This window comes from Vibrio pomeroyi (assembly GCA_041879425.1).
GTDB lineage: Bacteria > Pseudomonadota > Gammaproteobacteria > Enterobacterales > Vibrionaceae > Vibrio > Vibrio pomeroyi_A.
Genome location: CP090854.1, coordinates 2,700,774 through 2,726,530, shown reverse-complemented (window position 1 = coordinate 2,726,530; position 25,757 = coordinate 2,700,774). Strand labels below are relative to the sequence as shown.

Sequence of the window (25,757 nt, the reverse complement as noted above, 5' to 3'; positions counted from 1 at the left end):
AACAGATCAAAAAAACAGTGTTTTTATGATTTTTGACCTTGAATTTACATTTGTCATCCTCATGTTAATGAACATAAGAGTGGCATCAAGTGTTACGCCCCTATGGTTATTCAACATAAAGTATAGATGTTTTGGAGTAAAAATGAGCGAAACGGCAACGCAAAATAAAGAGACTCGTGGCTTTCAATCTGAAGTAAAACAACTACTTCATCTAATGATTCACTCACTGTATTCAAATAAAGAAATCTTCCTACGTGAGCTGATCTCTAACGCATCTGACGCGGCTGACAAGCTTCGTTTTCAAGCCCTATCTAATGGTGACCTTTACCAAGGTGATGCTGATTTAGGTGTAAAACTTTCATTTAATGCTGAAGCAAATACCTTAACGATTTCTGATAACGGTATCGGCATGAGCCGTGACAACGTTATTGAGCATTTAGGTACGATTGCTAAATCAGGCACTGCAGACTTCTTCTCAAAGCTATCTGAAGACCAAAGCAAAGACTCTCAATTGATTGGTCAATTTGGTGTTGGTTTCTATTCTGCGTTCATCGTTGCTGACGCGGTAACGGTTCGCACACGTGCAGCTGGCCTAGCAAACAATGAAGCCGTTCAATGGCACTCTGCTGGCGAAGGCGATTACACCATCGAAGACATCACTAAAGAATCTCGCGGTACTGACATCATTCTGCACATGCGTGAAGACGGTAAAGAGTTCTTAAACGAATGGCGCCTGCGTGAAGTGATTGGTAAATACTCTGATCATATCGGTATCCCTGTTTCTATCTTCACAGCCGTGAAAGATGACGAAGGTAAAGACACCGAAGAGAAGCATTGGGAACAGATTAACAAGGCGCAAGCGCTTTGGACTCGTAACAAATCTGATATCGAGAAAGAAGAGTACCAAGAGTTCTACAAGCACGTATCTCACGACTTTGCTGATCCACTGACGTGGAGCCACAACAAGGTTGAAGGTAAGAACGACTACACAAGCCTGCTTTACATTCCAGCTAAAGCACCTTGGGACATGATGAACCGTGACCATAAGAGCGGCTTAAAGCTTTATGTGCAGCGTGTATTCATCATGGATGATGCTGAACAGTTCATGCCATCTTACATGCGTTTCGTCCGCGGTTTGATTGATTCAAACGATCTGCCTCTGAACGTGTCTCGTGAAATCCTGCAAGATAACAAGGTGACTCAGTCTCTTCGTGGCGCATGTACTAAGCGTGTACTGACTATGCTTGAGCGCATGGCGAAGAATGACAACGACAAGTACCTAGAGTTTTGGAAAGAGTTTGGCCTAGTGATGAAAGAAGGCCCAGCTGAAGACATGGCGAACAAAGAGAAGATAGCGGGTCTACTTCGTTTCTCATCAACGGAAGTGGATTCTGCTGAACAAACTATCAGCCTAGAATCTTACGTTGAGCGCATGAAAGAAGGCCAAGATAAGATCTATTACCTAACAGCAGATAGCTACGCAGCAGCTAAGAACAGCCCACACTTGGAGCAGTTTAAAGCAAAAGGTATTGAAGTGGTTCTAATGTACGATCGCATTGATGAGTACGTAATGAACTACCTAACTGACTTTGATGGTAAACAATTCCAATCGATCACAAAAGCGGGCTTAGACTTAAGCAAGTTTGAAGGTGAAGAAGAGAAAGAGAAGCAGAAAGAGACTGAAGAAGAGTTCAAGTCTGTTGTAGAGCGCACTCAATCTTACCTTGGTGGCCGTGTTAAAGAAGTTCGCACAACATTCAAGTTAGCAACAACACCAGCTGTTGTTGTGACTGACGACTTCGAAATGGGTACGCAAATGGCTAAGCTTCTTGAAGCCGCAGGTCAAGCGGCACCTGAAGTGAAGTACATCTTCGAGATTAACCCTGAGCACGCTCTGGTTAAACAGATGGCCGAGGAAGCAGACGAGCAAGCGTTTGGTCGCTGGGTTGAGTTGCTACTTGGTCAAGCGATGCTGGCTGAAAAGGGCTCAATGGAAGATCCGTCACAATTCTTGGGTGCAATCAACGAGCTACTGACAAAGCGTTAGTCTTTCGACTTTAGGTTAAGCCAACAATTGTAATAAAAAGCTCGCAAATGCGGGCTTTTTTTATGAACGTCGCTGAAAATCTATTAAACGTGGTCAACGTCACCGTTATCGTCACAACAAATGTTGCCGATACATTCTTTAGTCGTAAATTCAGCCAAATTGAATATTAATGTGATAGAATGCTCGACCTAATCAGCTGGAGCTAGGAACTAACTTCTTCCAGTTGTATGATTTTTAAACGTTATACCGAAACTTACCGTTTTGCTTCTGTTTACAGTTTTGCTTAACCTCAGCTGTTACCTAACTTTTCCTGTTTATCTTAAATATGAACGAGGAAGGTGGGATAGTGAGCTTCGGTATAAATCATAATTTTATAAGAGGATTAAACATGCGCATCATTCTTCTAGGTGCTCCTGGCGCGGGTAAAGGTACTCAAGCTAACTTCATCATGAACAAATTTGGTATCCCTCAAATTTCAACTGGTGACATGCTACGTGCTGCTATCAAAGCGGGTACTGAGCTTGGTAAGCAAGCAAAATCAGTAATCGACGCTGGTCAGCTAGTTTCTGATGAAATTATCCTTGGTCTTATCAAAGAGCGTATCGCTCAAGATGACTGTGAGAAAGGTTTCCTACTAGACGGTTTCCCACGCACAATCCCACAAGCTGATGGCCTAAAAGAAATGGGCATCGCTGTTGATTACGTTGTTGAATTCGACGTAGCTGACGATGTGATTGTTGAGCGTATGGCTGGTCGTCGTGCTCACCTTCCTTCAGGCCGTACATACCACACTGTGTACAACCCGCCTAAAGAAGAAGGTAAAGATGACGTAACTGGCGAAGAGCTAGTTGTACGTGATGACGACAAAGAAGAAACAGTTCGTGCACGTCTAGGCGTATACCACGATCAAACAGCTCCGCTTATCTCTTACTACGGTAAAGAAGCTGAAGCAGGCAACACTCAGTACCTTAAGTTTGACGGTACTAAGCAAGTTGCTGAAGTTAGTGCAGAACTTGAGAAAGCACTAGCATAATTGGCTAACAGCCAGTTTTAGAATTTGATATATTGGAAGCGACCTTAAGGGTCGCTTTTTTTGTTTCAATTTTTAGTACGATACCAATCTAGATAATTTGATTGCACATCATTCAAGACGAAACCGTTTTCGATGAAGGTGGCTCACAATCGAGAGTAGATGTTGTGATATCCCATTTAAAGAATGATTATTCAGACATTTAGTGGGAAGCAATGATCTTAAACTTATGCAGATTAGTATATTCCTTTCCAGAAAATCACATATTGGTCTCAGGTATCTATGGAAAATAATAAAAAGCAGGGCGTTTTACTGGTGAACTTAGGTACGCCAGATTCTGCGACCCCAGCTGGCGTTCGTCGATTTTTGAGTGAATTCTTGCACGACAAGCGAGTAGTGAACCTAACTCGTTGGCTTTGGTGTCCTATTCTGCATGGGGTGATTCTTCCTATTCGTTCACCTAAGGTCGCGAAGCTATATCAGTCGGTTTGGATGGATGATGGCTCACCTTTGCTCGTTTACTCGCAGAGACAAGCGGAAAAGCTAGAGAAAAAATTAGAGATGCCGGTTGCATTGGGAATGACCTATGGTAACCCAAGCCTTAAGACGGGTATCGAACAACTGATGGAGCAGGGCGTAGAAGACATCATTGTATTGCCTTTGTACCCTCAGTACTCAGGCACAACAACAGCGGCTGTTTCTGATGGCTTAACCAAAGCTTTTAAGCAGATGCCTGTAATCCCAAGCTATCGCTTTATTCGCGATTACTATTCACACCCGAGCTATGCCAAAGCACTGGCTGAAAGCGTTCGCAGTCATTGGGATAAAAATGGCAGAGCCGATCACTTGGTTTGTTCGTTCCACGGCATTCCGAAGCGCTTAGCTGATGAAGGCGATATTTATCCGCAACACTGTGAAGCTACGACAAAACTGCTTGCAGCAGAGCTAGGTTTATCTGAAGAAGGCATCACCATGACCTACCAATCTCGATTTGGTCGAGAGGAGTGGTTGAAGCCTTACACAGACGAAACGCTAGAGTCATTGCCAGGAAAAGGTATTAAGAAGATTGATATCATGGCTCCTGCATTCTCGGTGGATTGCTTGGAAACATTGGAAGAGATTTCAGACCAGTGTAAAGAGACTTTCATTGACGCTGGTGGTTCTGAGTTTAGCTATATCATGTGTCTTAACGACAGAGACTCACATATCGACATGATGGCTGAACTGGTAGCGCTTCATCGCTAACTGATGTGTCGATTGAATAGATAACAAAAGGGCTGCTCATTGAGCAGCCCTTTTTGATCTTGATGTTTCTTCTTGAAATGGATCTAGAGATTAAGCAACAGAGGTTTCTGCTGTCTCAGCTTTTGGCTCTGCTTCAAGCGTCATGTTGGTTTCTACACCATGCATCCATGATACAAGCTTACCAGCACAAAGAAGCAGTAATACGCCACTAATTGTTGCTGTAATCGCGATACCACCAAAGATAGACATCGCGCCAAGCTCACCAACGTGAGAACCCACTAGGCCTGCTACGTAGTTTGCAACCGCATTGAAGCCGAACCAAGCACCCATCATTAGTGATGCTAAACGAAGCGGAGCTAGCTTAGTGACCAACGACAGGCCAATAGGCGATAAACAAAGCTCACCAAGGGTATGGAAGAAGAATGCACCGACTAGCCATAACATCGATGTTTTCACTGTTAGGTCGCCACCTTGCTCCATTACCGCGCCCATCATGCACACAAAGCCAAGTGCTAAGAAGAACAACGCCATCGCAAACTTAACAGGTGAGTTTGGTTCACGCTTACCTAGTTTCACCCAAAATGCAGCGATGATCGGTGCAAGTGTAATGATGAAGAATGGGTTTAGAGATTGGAACCAAGCAGCTGGAACTTCAAAACCACCAATCATACGGTCAGTATATTGTTGAGTGTAGATGTTCATTAGGCCGCCAGCTTGTTCAAAACCAGCCCAGAACACGATCACGAACAGACCCATAATCAGAATCACTTTTAGTCTGTCGAATTCTTCTTTAGTCAGTGGCGCTTTCTCTTTCGATTTGTTCAGCTCTTTTGCTCGAGCAGCCGCAGGTACAGAACCGATGTTGCCTAACCAAGATTGAGCCATCGTCATTTGCATGATCAAGCTAATAACCATACCAATACCAGCAGCCAAGAAGCCTGCTTTCCAACCGAATGAATCCACTGCTGCACCCGAAATCAAGCCACCAAGTAGTGCGCCTAAGTTGATGCCCATGTAGAAAATGGTGAAAGCACCATCACGACGGTTATCGCCTTCTTGGTACAAGTCGCCAACCATGGTCGAGATGTTTGGCTTAAACATACCGTTACCACTGATAAGCAGTGCTAAACCAAGGTACAGAGCGTTGACTTGGTCTAAGCCAATAAAGCCGTTAGGTAGAGCCAGTGTGAATTGGCCTAGAGCCATCAATACACCACCAATTAGGATCGATTTACGTTGTCCTAGGTAGTTATCGGCAATCCAGCCACCAATTAATGGTGTGATGTAGACTAAACCTGTGTAGATACCGTAGAGATCTAGTGCGTCTTTTGTTGACCAACCAAGGCCACCATTAAGGGTGGTATCAGTTAAGAATAAAACAAGAATTGCACGCATTGCATAGTAGGAGAAACGTTCCCATAGCTCTGTGCTAAATAGTAGAAATAGGCCTCTAGGGTGGCCAAAGATGTTGTGAGTGCTTGGCATAAGTTTTACTAATTTTAGGTATTAAAAGATTTTATAGTCACTTATGTATACAGAGTGGAATAACCATCTGCAATAGGTGTCTTTTATGGTTACGATAACTTATTTTTATAAGTTTATGAAAATAAGGGATTTTCTGTGCGATGTCACCCAGATAATGCGTGCTGCAAACTAATTTTCCAGTTTTGAGCTGGATGCGTAGTGAGCGTTTCAAAAGAATTACCGAATAGCAAAAGTGAAATACATTGGCTTGTTGTATCATTCTTGGCTTTATATGGTATGGTATGTTTTATTGGTATGGCATACATACGCTTACAAGAATGCGCCTTTTTATCTGTAAATGATCCCTGTACAATGCTTAACCACTTTTCGGACCTATGACTTTTTGTTGATAAGTTGGTCTGTTACGCATAATTTCTTGCTTATCAGTCTTCATTTTATTAACGGTGATTAAACCGTTTTAGGCTTGTGGTAAAATGTCCAAAAATAGAAAATGGCTAGTAAAATGAAACGTTGGTATTTGCTCTACTGTAAGCGTGGTGATCAAAAACGCGCTCAACAGCACCTAGAAAATCAGGGGGTAGAGTGCTTTTACCCTCAAATAGAAGTCGAAAAGGTGGTTAGAGGGAAAGAGAAGCAGGTCAAAGAGCCGCTGTTCCCGTCTTACATCTTTGTTCGCTTTGACTATGAACAAGGTCCTAGCTTTACGACCGTTCGTTCAACGCGTGGTGTAGTCGACTTTATTAAGTTCGGCGCAAGACCGCATGAAGTCCAAGGTGACTTAGTTTTTGAACTTAAAGAGTTTGAGAAGTGTTGCAGTAACGAAACTGAAGATTGCTGTGTTGAGTTTGAATCTGGGCAGGTGATTAAGATTAAGAGTGGCCAGTTCGCTGGCATTGAAGCGATTTTCCATCAGAAAGATGGTGAAGCTCGCTCTATTATGCTCGTAAAAATGATCAGCCAAGTGGTTCCTATCAGTATTGAGAACGAAGCACTGCAAGCTCACGCATAAATGCAACAATAAAAATAGGCTTAAAAATAAAAAGGCGCATCATGCGCCTTTTTTAGTACTTAGAATTTACCAATCGTCTTAAGCGTTGTAAGCATCGTTGTGAACGGCTTGTACTGCACGGCCAGATGGGTCAACACAGTTTTGGAAAGACTCATCCCATTCGATAGCTTTTGCTGATGAACAAGCGACAGACGGACCACCAGGTACACACTCTGCTGCTGATTCTAGCGGGAACAACTCTTCAAAGATTTCACGGTAAGCGTAGCCTTCTTTGGTTGTTGGCGTGTTGTAAGGGAAACGGAACTGGGCGGTTTCCATTTGCTTATCCGTTACTTTCGCTTCAGCAGTTGCTTTCAACGTATCAATCCAATCGTAGCCAACGCCGTCAGAGAACTGTTCTTTTTGACGCCATGCGATTGAATCTGGTAGGTAGTCTTCAAAACACTCACGTAGGATGTGTTTCTCCATCTTACCGTTACCACACATCTTGTCCTCAGGGTTCAAACGCATTGCCACGTCGATGAACTCTTTGTCCAAGAATGGTACACGGCCTTCAACGCCCCATGCAGCCAACGATTTGTTTGCACGAGCACAGTCAAACATGTTCAGAGCCAGCAGTTTACGTACTGTTTCTTCGTGGAACTCTTTCGCGTTTGGCGCTTTGTGGAAATACAGGTAACCGCCGAAAATTTCATCCGCACCTTCACCAGAAAGTACCATCTTGATGCCCATCGCCTTGATCTTACGAGCCAGCAAGTACATCGGAGTTGATGCACGAATCGTCGTTACATCGTAAGTTTCGATGTGGTAGATAACGTCACGGATTGCGTCTAGGCCTTCCTGAATCGTGTATGTCATCTCGTGGTGTACAGTACCGATCTTGTCAGCCACTTCACGAGCAGCGATAAGATCTGGAGCACCTTCTAAGCCAACAGCAAATGAGTGCAGTTGTGGCCACCAAGCTTCAGATTGCTCATCATCTTCAATACGCATTGCAGCATAACGTTTCGCTACTGCTGAAGTAATTGATGAATCTAGGCCACCCGATAGAAGTACACCATAAGGTACGTCAGTCATTAGTTGGCGTTTAACCGCTGCTTCTAGTGCTTCAGTAAGCTCTTCTTTGCTTGTGCTGTTGCCTTGAACCGCTGCATATTCGTTCCAATCACGAATGTAGTAACGCTGAGGCTCTGCATCTTTAGAAGAGTAGAAGCTACCAGGAGGGAACTCACTGATTGTTTTACACACTGGAACCAATGCTTTCATTTCTGAAGCAACGTAGTAGTTACCGTGCTCATCGTAGCCTTGGTAAAGCGGGATGATGCCGATGTGGTCGCGGCCTACTAGGTATTCATCTTTCTCTTCATCGTATAAAACGAAGGCGAAAATACCGTTAAGTTCTTCTAGTAGGTCGGCACCCATTTCTTGGTATAGCGCAAGAATCACTTCACAGTCAGAATCTGTCTGGAATTGGTACTTGTCTTCGTAGCGAGCACGAAGTTCTTTGTGGTTATAGATTTCGCCGTTTACTGCAAGAATATGCTTTTTGTCTTGGCTGTATAGTGGTTGAGCACCACTGTTTAAACCAACGATAGCTAAACGCTCGTGAGCAAGGATTGCTTTTTCACCAGCATAAATGCCAGACCAGTCTGGACCACGGTGACGAAGCTTTTTAGACATTTCTAAAGCAATTGGGCGAAGTGCTGCGGCATCACTTTTAATGTCGAGAATGCCAAATACTGAACACATAGAACTTCCTTTTAAATAATTTCTAAATCAACTGTATTCAATTTGCCATTCTGGCTAAAAAAAGCAACCGGATGTAAGCAAAAAAATAATATAAAGGGGGTTAAGTTAGAAATTATCTAATTATTGATTGGTTTTGGTGTTTGATATCTAATTGCAGTTGGTTTTTTATACGAAAACCTCTCAAAAGTGCAAAAATTCGCAATTTTGAGAGGATTTGAAGAGGGCGTTTTAGGCTAGATTTTATTGATGTTTGGGTTTAACTGTTCGCATACGTGGCGAGCAAAACCACTACCCGCTTCACTATAAATATTAAATGCCGCATCAACACCGTTTTCTTTGAGCGTTTCGAGTTGATCCGGATATTCAGCAATCGCCGCAATTTGACCTTTGAAGTTTCGAGATTTCAACTGGTCTAAAGCGGTTTGATTACCTTGGTGGTGAGGCATCGCCAAGATCACTAATTTTACATTGGCAGTATCTAAGATACGTTCCCAGAAGTCTGGGTCAGTCGCGTCGCCAGAAATCACGTTTCTGCCATGGCTTCTGTGGTTGTGTGCTGCTTCTTCACGAACTTCAACACCTAGGCTGACTTTGCCATAGCGAGAGCGTAATTCGTCATAAGCACCAGTACCAATTCGGCCCATACCAAGAATAAGCACTTGTGCTCGGCCCGGGTCAATTCGCTTATCACGTCGGTGAAGCTTTTCTGACGCATGCTCTTTCAGCCATTTACCTGACTGCTGATAAAGCTTGTGACCAGCTCGGTTTAAAGGTGCAGCGATTAGGAAAGACAGTGAAACTGCAATCGCGACGGCAACCAGAATATCACCCGACATCCAACCCATCTTGAAGGCGAGGCCACCAACGATGAGGCCAAATTCGCTGTAGTTAAACAGTGATAATGAGGCGAGTAGAGACGTTCGAACACGGAACTTGAAGCGGTTGAGTACCAAGAAGTAGAGAACACCTTTCACTGGCAGCATCAGTAAGAACAAGATTGCAAGCATAAAGCCTTGAATGGTTGGTTGCTCTGACAAACCAATATTCAAGAAGAAACAGACAAGGAAAAGCTCTTTAAGATTAAACAGCGATTTTGATAACTCTGAGGCTTTTGGGTGACCAGCAAGTAACATACCTAGAACAAGAGCCCCCAGGTCTGGTTTCACACCAACCAAATGGAATAAACCAGCACCGACGACTAATGCGAAGAAGATGCCGGAAAGAACTAGCATCTCGCCGTGACCAACCCAATCGAGCACTTTGTAGAACAGTGGGCGTAGTAAGGGCAGGGCAAACAGAGCAATCGCATACCACTCAGGTATTTTGCCTGTAGAAGCCGTTAGGAATACTACGGCGAAGATATCCTGCATGACCAAGATACCAATCGCCAACGTTCCGTAGGTCGCATTCATTTCACCTTTCTCTTGCAGAGTCTTAACCGCAAATACCGTACTAGAGAATGAAAGAGCAAAACCGAGCAGAACGATCTGTTCTACCGACATGGCAGCCAGCGATGAAATGCCTAAGAACTTAAAACCAAACAGGGCGACGGCGAAAAACAGAGTGGACAAAAGGTTGTGGATTGTCGCGCCAGCCCAGATCTCTTTAGAGAGTAGGGTTTTGATGTCGAGCTTTAAGCCGATAGTAAATAGAAGCAGCGTGACACCAAGGTCAGCTAAAGTAATGATGGTGTCATTGGTTTCAAAGCCAAAGGCAAAAAGCCCAAAGCCTGCAACCAAAAAACCAACTAATGGGGGAAGGTGACATTTTAAAGCAATAAATCCTGCGATAAACGCAGTGGATATTAATATAAGTTCCATAACTTGTTGTTGTAGTTCCCTAGCTTAAAAAAACGGGCCGTGTTTATACAAACACGGCCCGCGGAAAATCAGAATTATTTTTCTTTAATCTTCGAGAAGCTTCTGCAGCAACACACCGTTGAGCATGGCGCGCTTAATCATGGCAAAAGCTCCCATCGTAGGATGTTTATCGATCTGAGATGCTACAATAGGCAAGCCGCTATGGAAAGTCGTTAACGACTGATTCTCTACATTGCGCTTAATTGCAGGGAAAACAATCTCTTGTGCCTTTGTAATATCACCTGCGATGATAACTTTTTGAGGGTTAAATAAGTTAATCGTCATGGCGATCGCCTTACCTAACTGGTTTCCTACTCGAACTAAGCTTTGTTTCGCCAGTTCGTCACCATTGATTGCATGGTCACACACATCTTGAATCGTAATACGGTCAAGCTCTGTTAAAGAAGACTCATAGCCTTGTTTAATCAGTTTTTGAACTCGTTCAACGATTGCTGGGTTTGCTGCTACGGTTTCAAGACAACCGAAGTTACCACACTGACATTGCTCGCCTAGCGGATCGATTTGGATATGACCAATCTCACCTACGTTGCGGTTGTGACCTAAGAAAACCTGACCGTTCACGATAATACCTGCGCCGGTACCACGGTGAACACTCACTAAAATAGAGTCTTGGCTGTCTTTACTTGCACCGAAGTAGTGCTCAGCAAGCGCCATTCCTCGAACATCGTTACCCACAAAACAAGCGACATGGAATGTGTCGCGAATAATGTCGCTTAAAGCAAGGTTATCGATATCCGTGTTTGGCATGTACTCAACAACACCAGTCGTTGGGTTAACCAAGCCTGGAAGAGTAACGCCAATAGCAATCAGCTGATCGATCTTTGGTTGGTGTTCAGCAATGAAAGCCTTCAAATTATTAACCAAGCCTTGGGTAAGGTCTGACTGGTCTGAATAATTCAGGTCTTGCTGTTGGAAAGCCAACTCACGACCGCCTAGGTCATGAAGGCTTATTTGAATATAGTCTCGGCCTAAGCGCACTGCGACAGAATGAAAAGGTTCTACTTCTGTGGTTAGGGAGATAGCGCGTCTACCGCCAGTAGACGCTTGCTGCGCAACCTCTTTGATTAGGCCGCGCTCTAAAAGTTGGCGGGTAATTTTTGTAACACTTGCCGGTGCGAGTTGGCTTACATCAGCCACTTGTATACGACTGATAGGCCCTTGTTGGTCTATTAGTCGGTATACCGCCGCACTGTTTAGTTGTTTAACTAAGTCTACGTTACCTATTTGTCCGCCATTCATACTTAATTGTGCTCGTATTGTCCATTAACAACAGTCGCTTTAACGTTAAAGTCTCGGTCAAATACAGCTAGGTTTGCAACCATGCCTTTTTTGATTCGACCTAGCTTGCTTTCTACACCGATAGCCGTAGCTGGGTATAGCGTAGCCATGCGAAGAGCTTCGTCTAAAGCGATACCAGCGTGCTCAACTGTATTCTGAACTGCTTCAATCATAGTCAGAGCTGAGCCGCCCAGTGTGCCGTTTTCATCAACACACTTACCATCTCGGTAATATACTTTCTTACCGACAAAAATAAAGTATTCCATGTCAGCACCTGCAGGAGCTGTGGCGTCCGTCACTAATACGAGCTTTTCTCCCTTGATTTTGTGCGCAATTCGAATGTTTGCGTAATCAACGTGGAAGCCATCGGCGATGATACCTGCGTATACTTCTGGCGTGTCGTAAATCGCGCCAACAACGCCGGGCTCACGGCCAACCATCGGTGTCATTGCATTGAATAGGTGAGTCGCGAAAGTAATACCAGACTCGAAACCTTGACGCGCTTCTGCATAAGTTGCATTGGTGTGGCCAATAGAAACCACTACGCCCGCTTTCTGAAGACGTTCGATGTGTTCAGGATCGTTAAGCTCAGGCGCTAAAGTTACTTTTGCAACAAGGTCGCTGTTTTCACAGATAAGCTCAATCATTTCGTTATCAGATTTACGAATGTGATCGACGCTGTGGATGCCTTTTTTCGCAACGTTTAGGTACGGACCCTCAAGGTGCAGACCTAAAGACTGGTTCTGGTACTGATTGTGGTATTCACGAGCTGCTGTGATAACCGCACGCATGTCTTCGTCTGAAGAGGTGATAAGCGTAGGTAGGAAGCTAGTACAGCCTGATTTAAGGTTTGCTTTGTGCATGATCTGCATAGTGTCTGCAGTGATCTCATCGTTCAGCATTACACCACCACAACCGTTCAGTTGTAGGTCAATGAAACCTGGGCTTAGGTTTGCTCCGTCTAGGTCGCGAACCTCAATTCCTTCTGGCAATTCAGAGATAGGGCAGACTTTTTTGATCAGTTCGTTTTCGATCACTACAGCATGATCGGTCAGAACATCACTACCAGTGTAAATTTTACAGTTACTTAGCGCGTACATAGTCAGCTAATCCTTATTTCGTGAGATCTTTAAAAATTCTTCGTTACCTAAATGGGTACTTAGTTTGCGAGCATCATTTACGTAACGATTTATCTTTTATGGGCAAACGGCTTCAAAATGGGAAGCGATTTTAAGTGTTTGAAAAATATGTGAACAATTCATTTTATTTATAAGTTCAGGCTCAGAGTTATCAGTGGTTTATCTGGCATTGCTTGCCTCAAATAACCCGCAGTTAGCCCAAACATTAGATCTAGATTTTATCTATAAATGTTCATTTTTTTGAATGATAAAATAAGTTTTATGATCTCGCTAGCAAAAACCTCTGGATTTGGTAAAAACTGGTGATTACGATCACAAATGGTAAGGTTTTAATTTGCGGAGCAAAATTAATTGAATACACTGAATAGGACTAAATTGAGCGACTAAAATAAGTTTCTCAAACGAATTCTAAAAAATCCTATAGGGGGAAACAACTGGTGAATATTCTAGGATATGCACAGAAGCTGGGTAAGGCATTAATGCTACCTATCGCAACGCTTCCGATTGCGGCGCTTCTATTACGTTTAGGTCAAGGCGATCTACTTGATATTCCATTTATGGCGCAAGCTGGTGGTGCTATCTTCGGTAACCTACCATTGCTATTTGGTCTAGGTATCGCGATTGGTCTTTCTAAAGACGGTAACGGCGCAGCAGGTCTTGCTGGTGCAGTTGCTTACTTCGTACTAACAGCTACAGCAACGACAATTAACGCAGACGTTAACATGTCATTCTTCGGCGGTATCTTCGCAGGTATCATCGCAGGTCACTCTTACAACGCTTTCCACGCTACACGCCTTCCTGAGTGGCTGGCATTCTTCGCGGGTAAACGTTTAGTCCCTATCATGGCTGGTCTATTTGCACTTGTTGCAGGTGCTGTGTCTGGTGTGGTTTGGCCTGGTGTTCAATCTGGTCTAGACGCACTGGCTCACGCAGTATCAACGTCTGGCGCTATCGGTCAATTCGTTTACGGTACTCTTAACCGTGCACTTATCCCTGTAGGTCTACACCACGTATTGAACTCATACTTCTGGTTCGGTATGGGTACATGTCAAGAAATCATCGTTGCTGGTCAAGGCGCATTCGCTAACATCACTCAACTTTGTGTTGACCCATCACTAGCTAAAACTCTAGTTGTTGGCCAAGAGCACACATTCACATTCGCTAACTCTGTAACTCCAGAAATTACTACTGTAGTTAAAGAAGTGACTGAAACAGTTAAATCTGGCGACCTACACCGTTTCTTCGGTGGCGATAAAGGCGCTGGCGTATTCATGAACGGTTTCTTCCCTGTAATGATGTTCGGTCTACCAGGTGCTGCACTTGCAATGTACCTAGCTGCTCCTGCTGAAAAACGCAGCCAAGTTGGTGGCGCACTATTCTCAGTAGCATTCTGTTCATTCCTAACAGGTATCACAGAGCCGCTAGAATTCATGTTCGTATTCCTAGCTCCTGCTCTATACGCAATGCACGCTGTATTTACTGGTCTGTCTCTAGTAGTTGCTAACATGTTTGGTACTCTGCACGGTTTCGGTTTCTCTGCTGGTCTAATCGACTTCGTATTGAACTGGGGTCTAGCAACTAAACCATTCGTACTTCTACTAATCGGTCTAGGCTTCGGTGCTCTATACTTCTTCACTTTCTCTTTCGCAATCCGCGCTTTCAACCTGAAATCGCCAGGTCGTGAAGATGATGATGAAGCTGCTGCAGCTCCTGCTGGTGAAGCTCCAAAAGGCGACCTTGCACGTCAATACCTGAAAGCTCTAGGTGGTCACGACAACCTAACTTCAATCGACGCTTGTATCACTCGTCTACGTCTAACTCTTAAAGACCGCTCTGTTGCAGATGAAGTTGTTCTTAAGAAACTAGGTGCTAAAGGTGTGGTTAAACTAGGTGAAAACAACCTTCAGGTTATCCTAGGCCCACTAGCTGAAATCGTAGCTGGCGAAATGAAAGCTATCGGTGCAGGTGAAGACCTATCTGATGTAAAACTTCCATAGTAAGGGAAGTACTTAACTAAGACGTAAAGTTACTCTTAAGTAAGTTTCAAATTGAAAGCCTCCCACATGGGAGGCTTTTTTGTGCCTGCCGTTTAAGGCCAGCGAACACGGTTCGTTCTATTCTTCATCGAATAGCAGAAATAATCGCAATTAACGGACGGTTCTTATTGTGCAAAGGCGAAGAATTGTGGATGATTAGCAACAATGATCTTTCTATCTTTGACTTGCGCTATAAGCGTCCGTTTTCTTGGAGATGAAAGATAACTTTCTCTGACAATACTAAATACATAGAGGTGCTATAGATGAGTGAAGCTGAGGCTCGTCCATCGAATTTCATTCGCCAAATTATCGATAAAGATTTAGCGGATGGTACACACAGTAGCGTGCATACTCGTTTCCCGCCGGAGCCGAACGGCTACCTGCACATTGGCCACGCTAAATCTATTTGCTTGAATTTTGGTATTGCTCAGGACTACCAGGGACAATGTAATCTTCGTTTCGATGATACAAACCCTGAAAAAGAAGACGTTGAATACGTTGAGTCAATTAAGAATGATGTAAGCTGGTTAGGCTTTGAATGGTCTGGTGACATTTGTTACTCATCAAACTACTTCGATACGCTTTACGCTTATGCTGTGGAATTAATTAATAAAGGCTTAGCGTACGTTGACGAGCTAAGTCCTGAGCAGATCCGTGAATACCGTGGCACGCTAAGAGAGCCAGGTAAAGCGAGCCCGTACCGTGACCGTAGCCCAGAAGAGAACCTAGCGTTATTTGAAAAAATGCGTGATGGTGGCTTTGAAGAAGGTAAAGCGTGTCTGCGTGCTAAGATCGACATGAGCTCTTCATTCATGGTGATGCGCGATCCTGTTATCTACCGTGTTCGTTTTGCTCACCACCATCAGACGGGTGACAAGTGGTGCATTTACCCAATGTACGACTTCACTCACTGTATCTCTGATGCGTTAGAAGGTATTACACACTCTATCTGTACGCTTGAATTCCAAGATAACCGTCGTCTGTACGATTGGGTTCTAGATAATATCACGATCGATTGCCAACCTCGTCAGTACGAGTTTAGCCGTCTGAATCTTGAATACACAGTGATGTCTAAGCGTAAGCTGAACCAACTTGTGGTTGAAAACCTAGTTCAAGGTTGGGATGACCCACGTATGCCTACTATTTCTGGCCTACGTCGTCGTGGTTTCACTTCTGCGTCTATCCGTGAATTCTGTAAGCGTATCGGTGTGACTAAACAAGAGAACATGATTGAATTCGGTTCACTTGAATCTTGTATCCGTGACGATCTGAACGAAAATGCACCTCGTGCAATGGCCGTTCTGGATCCAGTTAAGATCGTGATTGAAAACTACGATGCGGATCAAGTAGAGACACTAACGATTGCTAACCACCCGAACAAACCTGAAATGGGCACTCGTGAAGTACCGTTTACTCGCGAAGTGTGGATTGAGCGTGATGACTTCCGTGAAGAAGCAAACAAGAAATACAAGCGTTTGGTTCTAGGTAAAGAAGTTCGTCTACGTGGTGCTTACGTGATTAAAGCTGAGCGTATCGAGAAAGATGCGGAAGGCAACATTACGACTATCTTCTGTTCTTACGACAACGAAACACTAGGTAAGAACCCAGCAGATGGCCGTAAAGTGAAAGGTGTTATCCACTGGGTATCTGCTGATAAAGCATTACCTGCTGAGATTCGTCTTTACGATCGTCTATTCACTGTGGCAAATCCAGCCGCAGCTGATGACTTTGCAGCAACGCTTAACCCTGAGTCGCTTGTTACGCTAAACGGTTTTGTTGAGCCTAGCCTAGCGGAAGGTGCAGCAGAGCAAGCGTACCAGTTTGAACGTACAGGTTACTTCTGCGTAGATTCGAAAGACTCTAAAGCAGACGCGCTAGTGTTCAACCGTACGGTTGGTCTACGCGATACTTGGGGTAAAACTGAAGCTTAATGCTTGAGTGCTTAGCTTGTTAAAAGCAACCCAAGAAAAAACCGGCCTAGAGCCGGTTTTTTTGTGTCTGAATAATATGGGGTAAGCGTTGGAGAATCGTACTTATGTAGTGACCATATAAAAAACGCCGGCCTAAGCCAGCGTTCAGTATTACTTCTTCGGTTTGTGTGCGTCAGGGTTACCTTTGCAATCTCCGGTAATACTTTTTCCGTACAAGTATAAACTGTGGTTAGTCAGTTTCACGTTGTAACGTTCTGCGATTTCTTTCTGTCTCTCTTCGATGATGTCATCAGAGAATTCGATAACTTCGCCACAATCTAGACATACTAGGTGATCGTGGTGGTGCTGTGTTGAAAGTTCAAATACAGACTTACCGCCTTCGAAGTGGTGGCGAGTTACAATGCCAGCGTCATCGAATTGGTTTAATACTCGATAAACGGTCGCAAGTCCGATCTCTTCACCTAGGTCGATCAGCTTTTTATATAAATCTTCAGCACTAATATGTTGGCAGTCTGGTTGTTGTAATACTTCTAAAATTTTGAGCCTTGGGAGGGTCACTTTAAGACCAGCATCTTTTAGCGCTTGATTATTGTCTGACATATACTTTCCTGTTGATGATCTGCAGCAATTAACAGAATTCAATATTAATACCATTATAGTTTAGTCAGGCATAACAATAAACCACGAACTTCAAAGGGTTACTAATCGACATCACAATCTGTTTTGTAAATTGGAAGTATCTCACTTATAGTGGAGGTACGACCAGTCAAGGTGGCGGTAATTCTAATATGAACACGGAATGTTGTTATGAATAAGCAACTTGCAAAAATATACAAACCAAACATCGTAAAATTCGCTCTTAATATTTGGCCTCCGTTCTGGGGAGCGGGCATTAAGATAGCGCATATAAGTTCAGACTTCAGGGTAGTAAAGACAGTGCTCAAGCTACGTTGGTGGAACAAAAATGCCAATCGTACTCAATATGGCGGCAGCATATTTTCCCTGACGGATCCGGTTTACTCATTGATGTTAATGGGAATTTTGGGTGAGCGATATTATGTTTGGGACAAGGAAGCGAGCATTAATTTTATCAAACCTGGTCAATCTGACTTGTATGCCGATTTCGAAATAAGCCAAGGGCAACTGGATGAGATCTATCGTCAGACACAGCTCGGTGAGAAGTGTTTTCCTGAGTTTATTATCTATGTGAAAGATAAGCAGGGAAATGTGGTATCAGAAATTCAGCGTACGCTTTATGTAAGAAAGAAGCCCCAATTTAGAGATGATGACGAAGTACTAGAAGCTGAGTGCTAATTGGTCACCATTGAATAGCAAAAAACCTCCCAAAAGGAGGTTTTTCATATCTACATAGTTGTCATTAATTGTAACAATTAACAACCGCTAGAGAATTAGTCTTCTAGCTCTGCTAGGCACATTTCTTCGTGGATTTGTTTAACCCAGTTAGATACACGCTCATCAGTTAGCTCAGGTTGACGATCTTCATCGATACATAGACCAACGAATTGGCTGTCATCGCCTTCAACTAAACCTTTCGATGCTTCGAATTCGTAGCCTTCAGTTGATGTGTAACCTAGGATAGTACCGCCTTTCGCTTCAACGATGTCACGGATAGTACCCATAGCATCACAGAAGTATTCTGCGTAATCTTCTTGGTCGCCACAACCAAAGATAGCAACAAGCTTAGTTGAGAAATCAATAGCTTCTAGCTCAGGGAAGAAGTCATCCCAATCACATTGTGCTTCGCCGTAGTACCACGTAGGGATACCAAGCAGCAGTAGATCGAAGTTATCGATATCTTCTTTGCTGCTTTTTGCAATGTCTTGAACGTGAACGAGCTGCTTGCTCAATTGCTTTTGAATCATCTTAGCAACAGCTTCAGTGTTACCTGTATCGCTACCAAAGAAGAGACCTACACTTGCCATAGAATCATTACCTTTCATTTTGTCTGTTGTCGGTGTAATAAAGTTCGGAAGGGAATCGTTAGATCCCGGTTCCTTCCCAGCTTAGTTGGATTATCCCTTTGGCGATAAAACCTGCACAGCCAAGGAAAAGTACTAACCACACAATGCGACGACCAAATGGAGGAACATTTCCTTGCTTGAGAACGTCCTTAATTGCCATACCGATTAAAAAGAAAATCGCGGCAAATAGGAGATCTAAACCAACAGATTCAATGATGTTCATGTAGTCGTAAAGCATGGGAACCTTATATACCAATTTTGCTTGGGCGCACTATATCACTGTTGCGAGATAAAGTTAATGTGCAGTGATTACTCAGCTCTCATTTATCTGCATGAAAAAGCGCGCTTAAGCGATGAATTTTCGAATTGCTCTGAGTACTTCTGCTGGCTTTTCTGCGTGTAGCCAGTGACCCGTATTCGCAATGACGTGCGCCTTTGCGTTAGAAAATTGCTGCTGAACCGCGGTTTGGTGTTCAGCCGTGAGATAGTCAGAGTTCCCACCTTTTATTAGCAAGGTTTTGACCGAGGTTTTGTCGATCGGTTCCCAGCCAATGATGTGTGCGTAATTTGCGAGTAGGGATGCGACGTTAAAGCGCCACTCCATGACGCCTTGCTCTGATTTAAACAAAGATTTGGTCAAGAACTGGCGAACGCCGTCTATTTCAATATGTTTTGCGAGTACTTTAAGTGCTTCGGAGCGAGAAACTGGTTTTTCCTCTATCACGGCTTGCAGGCCAGCGAATACGTTATCATGGCGGCTCTGAGTGTACGCAACCGGTGCCATGTCCAATACAACCAACTTACGCAGTTCGAGATGTTGAGTGAGTGCCATCGCGACTTTGCCACCCATAGAGTGACCAATCACAGTCACATCTTCTAGCTCAAGATCATTCAGTAGTTGAGCCACATCTTGTGCCATCGCTTGATAGTTGTGAGTGTCACTATGGAAAGATTGGCCGTGGTTACGTAGATCGATACTAAGCACTTGATGATCGGCTTTTAGATCCCTAGCGAGCAAGCCAAGGTTGTCCAGATTACCGAATAATCCATGGATCAAAACAATGGTGTGACCCTCACCTTCAATTTTATAGTTGAGCTGTACTGACATTTTTATCTTATTCATGGTGGGTTTGACGTAGAGTATCCGCGCGGATCTCGCTATAATCCCCCAGAGTTTAAACATTGAGATTGTGAAAAGCGAATGAAAACAATTGAGGTTGATGAGGACCTATACCGTTTTATTGCGGGTCAGACAGAACGTATTGGCGAAAGCGCTTCAGATATTCTGCGCCGCTTGTTACAGGTTGATAGCCAAGGCATGGTTCCGATCGAAGAGATCGTTGAGCCAAAAGGTATCGTTGTTAGCAAAGAGGTAGGCTTTACTCCAGAGAAATTCGATGGCGTTAAAGAAATGCGCTCACTACTAATATCAGATGAGTTTGCATCACTAAAGAAAGCCATTGATCGTTTCATGCTTGTGTTATCAACACTGCATAAAATCGACCCTTTAAGCTTTTCAGAAGCAACTCAAGTAAAAGGCCGTAAGCGTGTTTACTTTGCAGACAACGAAGCGACGTTGCTAGCAAACGGTAACACCACTAAGCCTAAAGCTATTCCACAAAGTCCTTTTTGGGTTATTACTAATAACAATACAAGCCGTAAAAGACAGATGGTTGAGCAGCTTATGAGCCGCATGAGTTTCCAAGCAGAATTGATAGAAAAAGTAACAGGTTCAATTTAACGAAATCTGATTTAAACCTCATAATATCCATGGATAAGAAGATATTATGAGGTTTTTTTGTTTTTTAATTTTATATATAAGGATGTCGAAAAATGGCTATGCACCCTCGTGCTGGGCAAAAAGCTCAGCAGGAAGATCTTCATAATATTCCGGCTTTAGTGGCTAACTATTTCTTACAGCAACCGGATGCTACCAACCCAAATCACAAAGTACTGTTCGGTACTTCAGGTCACCGTGGTACAGCAGACAAATCAACATTTAACGAAAACCACATTCTAGCGATTGCACAAGCGGTTGCTGAGGTTCGTGCCGAGCAGGGTACAACAGGCCCACTTTTCTTAGGTAAAGATACTCACGCTCTATCTGAGCCTGCGTTCTCTACGGTTATCGAAGTGCTTGTAGCGAACGGTGTTGAAGTTATTATTCAAGAAAACAATGGCTTTACTCCAACACCGGGTATCTCGCACGCGATTCTTACGCACAACCTAGTGAATGATAAAAAAGCTGACGGCATTGTTATCACGCCTTCACATAACCCACCACAAGACGGCGGTATTAAATACAACCCGACACACGGTGGTCCTGCTGAAGCTGAATTGACTCAAGCGATTGAAGACCGTGCGAACGTGATCATTGCTGAGCAAATGCAAGGTGTTAAGCGCACTCCTATCGCACAGGCTAAACAGTCTGAGTTAGTGAAAGAAGTGGATCTGGTTGCTCCATACGTTGCTGATTTGGTTAACGTGGTTGATATGGAAGCGATCCAGAAAGCAAACATCAAGATTGGTGTAGATCCACTGGGTGGCAGCGGTATTGATTACTGGCGCCAAATTGGTAAAGCGTACAACCTAGATCTTACTTTGGTAAGTGAAGCGGTTGACCCTTCTTTCCAATTCATGTCTCTAGATAAAGATGGCGTGGTTCGTATGGACTGTTCTTCTCCATACGCGATGGCAGGCCTACTGGCTCTTAAAGACGAGTATGCACTAGCGTTTGGTAACGACCCTGATTACGATCGTCACGGCATTGTGACGCCAAAAGGCCTAATGAATCCAAACCACTTCCTAGCAGTTTGTATCGACTACTTATACCGTAACCGTGAAGGTTGGGGTCAAGACGTTGCTGTTGGTAAAACACTGGTATCAAGTGCATTGATTGACCGTGTTGTTGCTGACCTAGGTCGCGAACTTTGTGAAGTGCCAGTTGGTTTCAAATGGTTCGTTGATGGCTTATACAATGGTCAGTTTGGTTTCGGTGGCGAAGAGAGTGCGGGTGCATCTTTCTTACGTAAAGACGGAACGCCTTGGTCAACAGATAAAGATGGCCTAATTCTTTGCTTACTTGCGGCTGAGATCACAGCGGTAACGGGTAAGAACCCACAAGAGTACTACGAAGAGCTTGCTGCTAAACACGGCGAATCTAAGTACAACCGTATTCAAGCGGTAGCAAATGGCGCACAAAAAGACGTGCTGAAGAAGCTGTCTCCAGAGATGGTTTCTGCTGAAACACTTGCTGGCGATGCGATTACTGCTCGTTTAACGCATGCTCCTGGTAATGGCGCTGCGATTGGTGGCCTTAAAGTGACAACTGAGAACGGTTGGTTTGCTGCTCGTCCGTCAGGCACTGAAGACATCTACAAGATCTACTGTGAAAGCTTTAAAGGTGAAGAGCACCTAAAAGCAATTGAAGCAGAAGCTCAAGAGATTGTTAATCAAGTATTTGCAGCCGCGGGCCTATAATCGAATCTCGATTACTAGAGTTGCTAAGTAAATAGAAGAAGGGTTGATGTGAAAGCATCAGCCCTTTTTATTTGTCTGTGAGTAAGTAAGCAGCTAAGACTAAGTCAACTCAATGATGAATGGATTAGCCGTGTGGCCAGCTTTGCGGCATTACAAACCAGAATTGACCAGACTGGGTTTGTCCATGAACAAAGCGATCACCAAACTCATTGATAGGTTTACCGCTGAAGTCATCTGTCCCAGCTGCCCATTGTTCTTTGGTGAGCGGGTAGAGCGCTTCAGTGATTAGATGAGCTTGGTTTTGATAGCACCAAAAACCGTTTACTTGGCTTGGATTAATATCGTAACCTAAACATGCAGTAGGTACGTTTTGCTTTAAGAATGGGTTGGTATATAGGCGCCCTTGCATCAGAAGGTGTTTTGAGTCGACCTCGATATCTGGATACTGCTCAATAAAGGCGGCTGAAGATGACATTCCAAGCTGGTGGCTGAGCATTCTATCGAGTTTCTTGTCCAATTGATCATGAGAGTTAGGGCCAAACCATGTCTGCTCATGAAGTAGGTAAAACTTAATCGCGACTTCCCAGTGTTCTAACTTTTGGTTGTTCGCGTCTTCGAGAATAAAGTCGATAGCACCTAGTGTTCTACCCTCAACATTAATCTGAATCTCATCGTGCTTGATTGAATAATTATCCGAAGCAGCGATGACTTGTTCACATAAGTGTTGGTAGAGAAAGCCTAATCTAGGGTTACCATTATAAGTGTGTGATGTATCGAGTGCTTGGTGGCTTGAGAATGCACCGAGATCAGAAATGGGTGGCTTAATTTCCAGTAGTGGTGGTGAGCCAATCACCCATTGGTAAAAACGTTGCAGTTCAGTCATCGGTTCCTCGTAAACTTTAGTCATCTGTTCTTAATAAACAGAGGGCAGGGCTTTCGACATTCTACCCGTAAATTGATATAACGACGTTATTATAAAGGTAAGCTGGAAATAAAAATGAATAACTTACAATTAGAAAAGCTACTGAACGAAAAATTGCAGCCACAGCAGATTAAAGATTACTGCCCTAATGGCCTTCAAGTCGAAGGTTCTTCTGAAGTGAAGCGCATCGTTACTGGTGTAACAGCTTCTCAAGCGCTGATTGATAAAGCGGTAGAATTGAACGCTGATGCTTTGTTGGTTCATCACGGTTTCTTTTGGAAAGGTGAGTCAGAGGCAATTCGTGGCATGAAAGGCAAACGTATTCGTACTCTGATTAAGAATGATATCAACCTGTTAGGTTATCACTTACCTCTCGATATCCACCCTGAACTCGGTAACAACGCTAAGCTCGCTGAACTGCTTGATATTGAAGTAGAAGGTGGCTTGGAAGGGCACCCACAATCGGTTGCAATGTTTGGTAAGTTGAAAACACCAATGACAGGTGCTGAGTTTGCCGAAAAAATCGACCAAGTTCTAAATCGTAAGCCACTGCATATCGCTCCAGAAAATCAAGACAAAATCATTACGACTGTCGGCTGGTGTACTGGCGGCGGTCAAGACTACATTGAGCTTGCTGCCTCTCAAGGTATCGATGCGTTTATCTCTGGTGAAATTTCTGAGCGCACAACCTATTCAGCGCGTGAGCAAGACATTCATTACTTTGCTGCTGGTCACCACGCGACAGAACGTTATGGCGTGAAAGCACTAGGCGAGTGGTTAGCAGAAGAGCACGGCTTGGATGTTGAGTTTATCGATATCGACAATCCAGTTTAAGAACAGATGCGGGATTAGGGATACGTTTAGAGAGTATCCCTTAAACCTTTGGGGAACTTCGTAAGTTTTTCTATACGCTTCGTGAGATCCCCAACTCGCTCGTCCCTCGCTCTCGGGGATGACGGCATAGTTCGTTTCTATCGTCATTCCCTAGACTGACGAAGGAAGGAGTAGGGAATCTTTTCGATAGTACCTTTGACAAGGTGTAATAGAGATTCAAAATGTTGAGTATCTCGTATCTCGTATCTCGTATCTCGTATCTCGTATCTCGCATAAAAGAAAAGGGTTGATGTTAATACATCAACCCTTTTTGATTTCATTCGATTAGAAAATCTGAAACTTTACTATTCGCGCTCGTGTAGAGCTTGGAAATCACGCTGCTCTTGACCAGTGTACAACTGACGAGGACGACCGATACGGTTTGTCGGATCGCTGTGCATTTCGTTCCAGTGTGCAATCCAACCAATAGTACGAGACATCGCGAAGATTACAGTAAACATTGATACTGGAATACCGATTGCTTTCAGAATGATACCTGAGTAGAAATCTACGTTCGGGTAGAGTTTCTTAGAAACAAAGTACTCATCAGACAGAGCGATACGCTCAAGTTCCATTGCTACGTCAAGTAGTGGATCTTGGATGTTTAGCTCTTTCAGTACTTCGTGACACGCTTCGCGCATTACCGTTGCACGTGGATCGTAGTTCTTGTAAACACGGTGACCGAAGCCCATCAAACGGAATGGGTCATCTTTGTCTTTTGCTTTCGCAACGTATTCTTCAATGTTATCTACGCTACCGATCTCTTCAAGCATACGTAGACAAGCTTCGTTTGCGCCGCCGTGAGCTGGGCCCCAAAGTGATGCGATACCTGCTGCGATACACGCAAACGGGTTAGCACCAGATGAACCAGACAGACGTACTGTAGACGTTGAAGCGTTCTGTTCGTGATCAGCGTGTAGTGTGAAGATTTTATCCATTGCACGAGCAACAATAGGGTTCACTTCGTACTCTTCACATGGGTTTGCAAACATCATGTGTAAGAAGTTTTCAGCGTAGCCTAAGTCGTTACGTGGGTAGATAAACGGCTGACCGATTGAATATTTGTAACACATTGCTGCCAGTGTCGGCATTTTTGAAATCAGGCGGTAAGCCGCAATCTCACGGTGTGTATCGTTGTTGATATCAAGTGAGTCGTGGTAGAACGCCGCTAGAGCGCCTACAACACCACACATTACAGCCATAGGGTGAGCATCACGACGGAAGCCGTGGAAGAAACTAGCAATCTGCTCATGCACCATAGTGTGACGTGTCACGGTAGTCTTGAACTTTTCGTATTCAGCTCGAGATGGGGCTTCACCGTAAAGAAGTATGTAACATACTTCTAAGTAATCAGCGTTATTGGCAAGTTGGTCAATTGGGTAACCACGGTGTAGAAGGATACCTTTTCCACCGTCAATAAAAGTGATTTGAGACTCACAAGATGCAGTGGCAAGAAAACCAGGGTCAAAAGTGAAAAAACCATTAGAACCTAGTGTACGAACATCGATCACTGGAGTACCAAGTACACCTTCCGTAATCGGCAGCTCGATTGGCGCTTGACCTTCAATGTGAAGGGTAGCTTTCTTATCCGCCATAACAATCTCCTTTGTTTATTATTAATCCGTCCAGGATGTTTATGTGCCATTTTTTTACTGGTCTTACGTGGGAAAG

At 43.9% G+C, this 25,757-nt stretch carries 21 protein-coding genes; 10 read left to right on the top strand and 11 right to left on the bottom strand.

From position 1 onward, the window contains the following. The first annotated feature begins 142 nt into the window (after nt 1-142). From htpG to hemH, 3 genes are all read left to right on the top strand, one after another. A complete protein-coding gene (gene htpG, locus L0992_11825; GenBank protein XGB66400.1) occupies nt 143-2,047 on the top strand; it encodes a molecular chaperone HtpG in 1,905 nt (634 codons plus the stop codon). Between the two features lie 388 nt (nt 2,048-2,435). Then, nucleotides 2,436-3,080 carry an adenylate kinase gene (gene adk, locus L0992_11820; protein XGB66399.1) on the top strand — a complete coding sequence of 215 codons (645 nt, stop codon included), beginning with the start codon at nt 2,436-2,438 and terminating at the stop codon, nt 3,078-3,080. Between the two features lie 279 nt (nt 3,081-3,359). After that, nucleotides 3,360-4,322 carry a ferrochelatase gene (gene hemH, locus L0992_11815; GenBank protein XGB66398.1) on the top strand — a complete coding sequence of 321 codons (963 nt, stop codon included), beginning with the start codon at nt 3,360-3,362 and terminating at the stop codon, nt 4,320-4,322. Nucleotides 4,323-4,412: 90 nt separating this feature from the next. Here the strand turns inward: hemH and L0992_11810 are convergent, their stop codons facing one another. Next, entirely contained in the window at nt 4,413-5,807 is a 1,395-nt protein-coding gene (locus tag L0992_11810) for a peptide MFS transporter (GenBank protein ID XGB66397.1), read from the bottom strand. Nucleotides 5,808-6,309: 502 nt separating this feature from the next. On the opposite strand from L0992_11810, the gene rfaH reads away from it, so the two are divergent. Continuing rightward, the gene (rfaH, locus tag L0992_11805) at nt 6,310-6,816 is read left to right on the top strand and encodes a transcription/translation regulatory transformer protein RfaH (protein XGB66396.1); all 507 of its coding nucleotides are present in this window, start codon (nt 6,310-6,312) and stop codon (nt 6,814-6,816) included. A 78-nt stretch (nt 6,817-6,894) separates the two neighbouring features. On the opposite strand, the gene asnB is transcribed toward rfaH, so the two are convergent. The 4 genes from asnB to nagA all read right to left on the bottom strand — a co-directional run bounded on the left by asnB (nt 6,895) and on the right by nagA (nt 12,823). Then, the gene (gene asnB / locus L0992_11800; GenBank protein XGB66395.1) at nt 6,895-8,565 is read right to left on the bottom strand and encodes an asparagine synthase B; all 1,671 of its coding nucleotides are present in this window, start codon (nt 8,563-8,565) and stop codon (nt 6,895-6,897) included. Between the two features lie 233 nt (nt 8,566-8,798). Beyond that, nucleotides 8,799-10,385, bottom strand: a complete 1,587-nt coding sequence (locus L0992_11795; GenBank protein ID XGB66394.1) for a cation:proton antiporter — start codon at nt 10,383-10,385, stop codon at nt 8,799-8,801. Between the two features lie 84 nt (nt 10,386-10,469). Further along, complete coding sequence (locus tag L0992_11790; GenBank protein XGB66393.1) at nt 10,470-11,684, bottom strand: ROK family transcriptional regulator; 1,215 nt, start codon at nt 11,682-11,684, stop codon at nt 10,470-10,472. 2 nt (nt 11,685-11,686) lie between these two features. Further along, entirely contained in the window at nt 11,687-12,823 is a 1,137-nt protein-coding gene (gene nagA, locus L0992_11785; protein ID XGB66392.1) for an N-acetylglucosamine-6-phosphate deacetylase, read from the bottom strand. Between the two features lie 518 nt (nt 12,824-13,341). Between nagA and nagE the strand changes: the two genes are divergently transcribed. Next, nucleotides 13,342-14,859 carry an N-acetylglucosamine-specific PTS transporter subunit IIBC gene (gene nagE, locus L0992_11780; protein XGB68730.1) on the top strand — a complete coding sequence of 506 codons (1,518 nt, stop codon included), beginning with the start codon at nt 13,342-13,344 and terminating at the stop codon, nt 14,857-14,859. A 302-nt stretch (nt 14,860-15,161) separates the two neighbouring features. Next, complete coding sequence (glnS, locus tag L0992_11775) at nt 15,162-16,829, top strand: glutamine--tRNA ligase (GenBank protein XGB66391.1); 1,668 nt, start codon at nt 15,162-15,164, stop codon at nt 16,827-16,829. 150 nt (nt 16,830-16,979) lie between these two features. Here glnS and fcrX read toward each other — a convergent pair whose 3' ends face one another. Further along, nucleotides 16,980-17,429 carry a ferric iron uptake transcriptional regulator FcrX gene (gene fcrX / locus L0992_11770; protein ID XGB66390.1) on the bottom strand — a complete coding sequence of 150 codons (450 nt, stop codon included), beginning with the start codon at nt 17,427-17,429 and terminating at the stop codon, nt 16,980-16,982. A 207-nt stretch (nt 17,430-17,636) separates the two neighbouring features. Here fcrX and L0992_11765 point away from each other — a divergent pair, with 207 nt between their 5' ends. Next, nucleotides 17,637-18,143 carry a DUF4442 domain-containing protein gene (locus tag L0992_11765; GenBank protein ID XGB66389.1) on the top strand — a complete coding sequence of 169 codons (507 nt, stop codon included), beginning with the start codon at nt 17,637-17,639 and terminating at the stop codon, nt 18,141-18,143. A gap of 95 nt (nt 18,144-18,238) precedes the next feature. Here the strand turns inward: L0992_11765 and fldA are convergent, their stop codons facing one another. The 3 genes from fldA to L0992_11750 all read right to left on the bottom strand — a co-directional run bounded on the left by fldA (nt 18,239) and on the right by L0992_11750 (nt 19,919). After that, entirely contained in the window at nt 18,239-18,772 is a 534-nt protein-coding gene (gene fldA, locus L0992_11760) for a flavodoxin FldA (GenBank protein ID XGB66388.1), read from the bottom strand. A gap of 58 nt (nt 18,773-18,830) precedes the next feature. Beyond that, nucleotides 18,831-19,049, bottom strand: coding sequence for a DUF2788 domain-containing protein (locus L0992_11755; protein ID XGB66387.1), 219 nt, complete (start codon nt 19,047-19,049; stop codon nt 18,831-18,833). 108 nt (nt 19,050-19,157) lie between these two features. Further along, a complete protein-coding gene (locus L0992_11750; protein XGB68729.1) occupies nt 19,158-19,919 on the bottom strand; it encodes an alpha/beta fold hydrolase in 762 nt (253 codons plus the stop codon). A 93-nt stretch (nt 19,920-20,012) separates the two neighbouring features. On the opposite strand from L0992_11750, the gene seqA reads away from it, so the two are divergent. Both seqA and pgm read left to right on the top strand, forming a co-directional pair. Then, complete coding sequence (gene seqA / locus L0992_11745) at nt 20,013-20,552, top strand: replication initiation negative regulator SeqA (protein XGB66386.1); 540 nt, start codon at nt 20,013-20,015, stop codon at nt 20,550-20,552. Between the two features lie 92 nt (nt 20,553-20,644). Continuing rightward, a complete protein-coding gene (gene pgm / locus L0992_11740; protein ID XGB66385.1) occupies nt 20,645-22,291 on the top strand; it encodes a phosphoglucomutase (alpha-D-glucose-1,6-bisphosphate-dependent) in 1,647 nt (548 codons plus the stop codon). 124 nt (nt 22,292-22,415) lie between these two features. Here pgm and L0992_11735 read toward each other — a convergent pair whose 3' ends face one another. After that, the gene (locus tag L0992_11735) at nt 22,416-23,174 is read right to left on the bottom strand and encodes a DUF1853 family protein (GenBank protein XGB66384.1); all 759 of its coding nucleotides are present in this window, start codon (nt 23,172-23,174) and stop codon (nt 22,416-22,418) included. Nucleotides 23,175-23,288: 114 nt separating this feature from the next. Here L0992_11735 and L0992_11730 point away from each other — a divergent pair, with 114 nt between their 5' ends. Next, complete coding sequence (locus tag L0992_11730; protein XGB66383.1) at nt 23,289-24,047, top strand: Nif3-like dinuclear metal center hexameric protein; 759 nt, start codon at nt 23,289-23,291, stop codon at nt 24,045-24,047. A 344-nt stretch (nt 24,048-24,391) separates the two neighbouring features. Here L0992_11730 and L0992_11725 read toward each other — a convergent pair whose 3' ends face one another. Next, nucleotides 24,392-25,681 carry a citrate synthase gene (locus L0992_11725; GenBank protein XGB66382.1) on the bottom strand — a complete coding sequence of 430 codons (1,290 nt, stop codon included), beginning with the start codon at nt 25,679-25,681 and terminating at the stop codon, nt 24,392-24,394. Between the last annotated feature and the right edge of the window lie 76 nt (nt 25,682-25,757).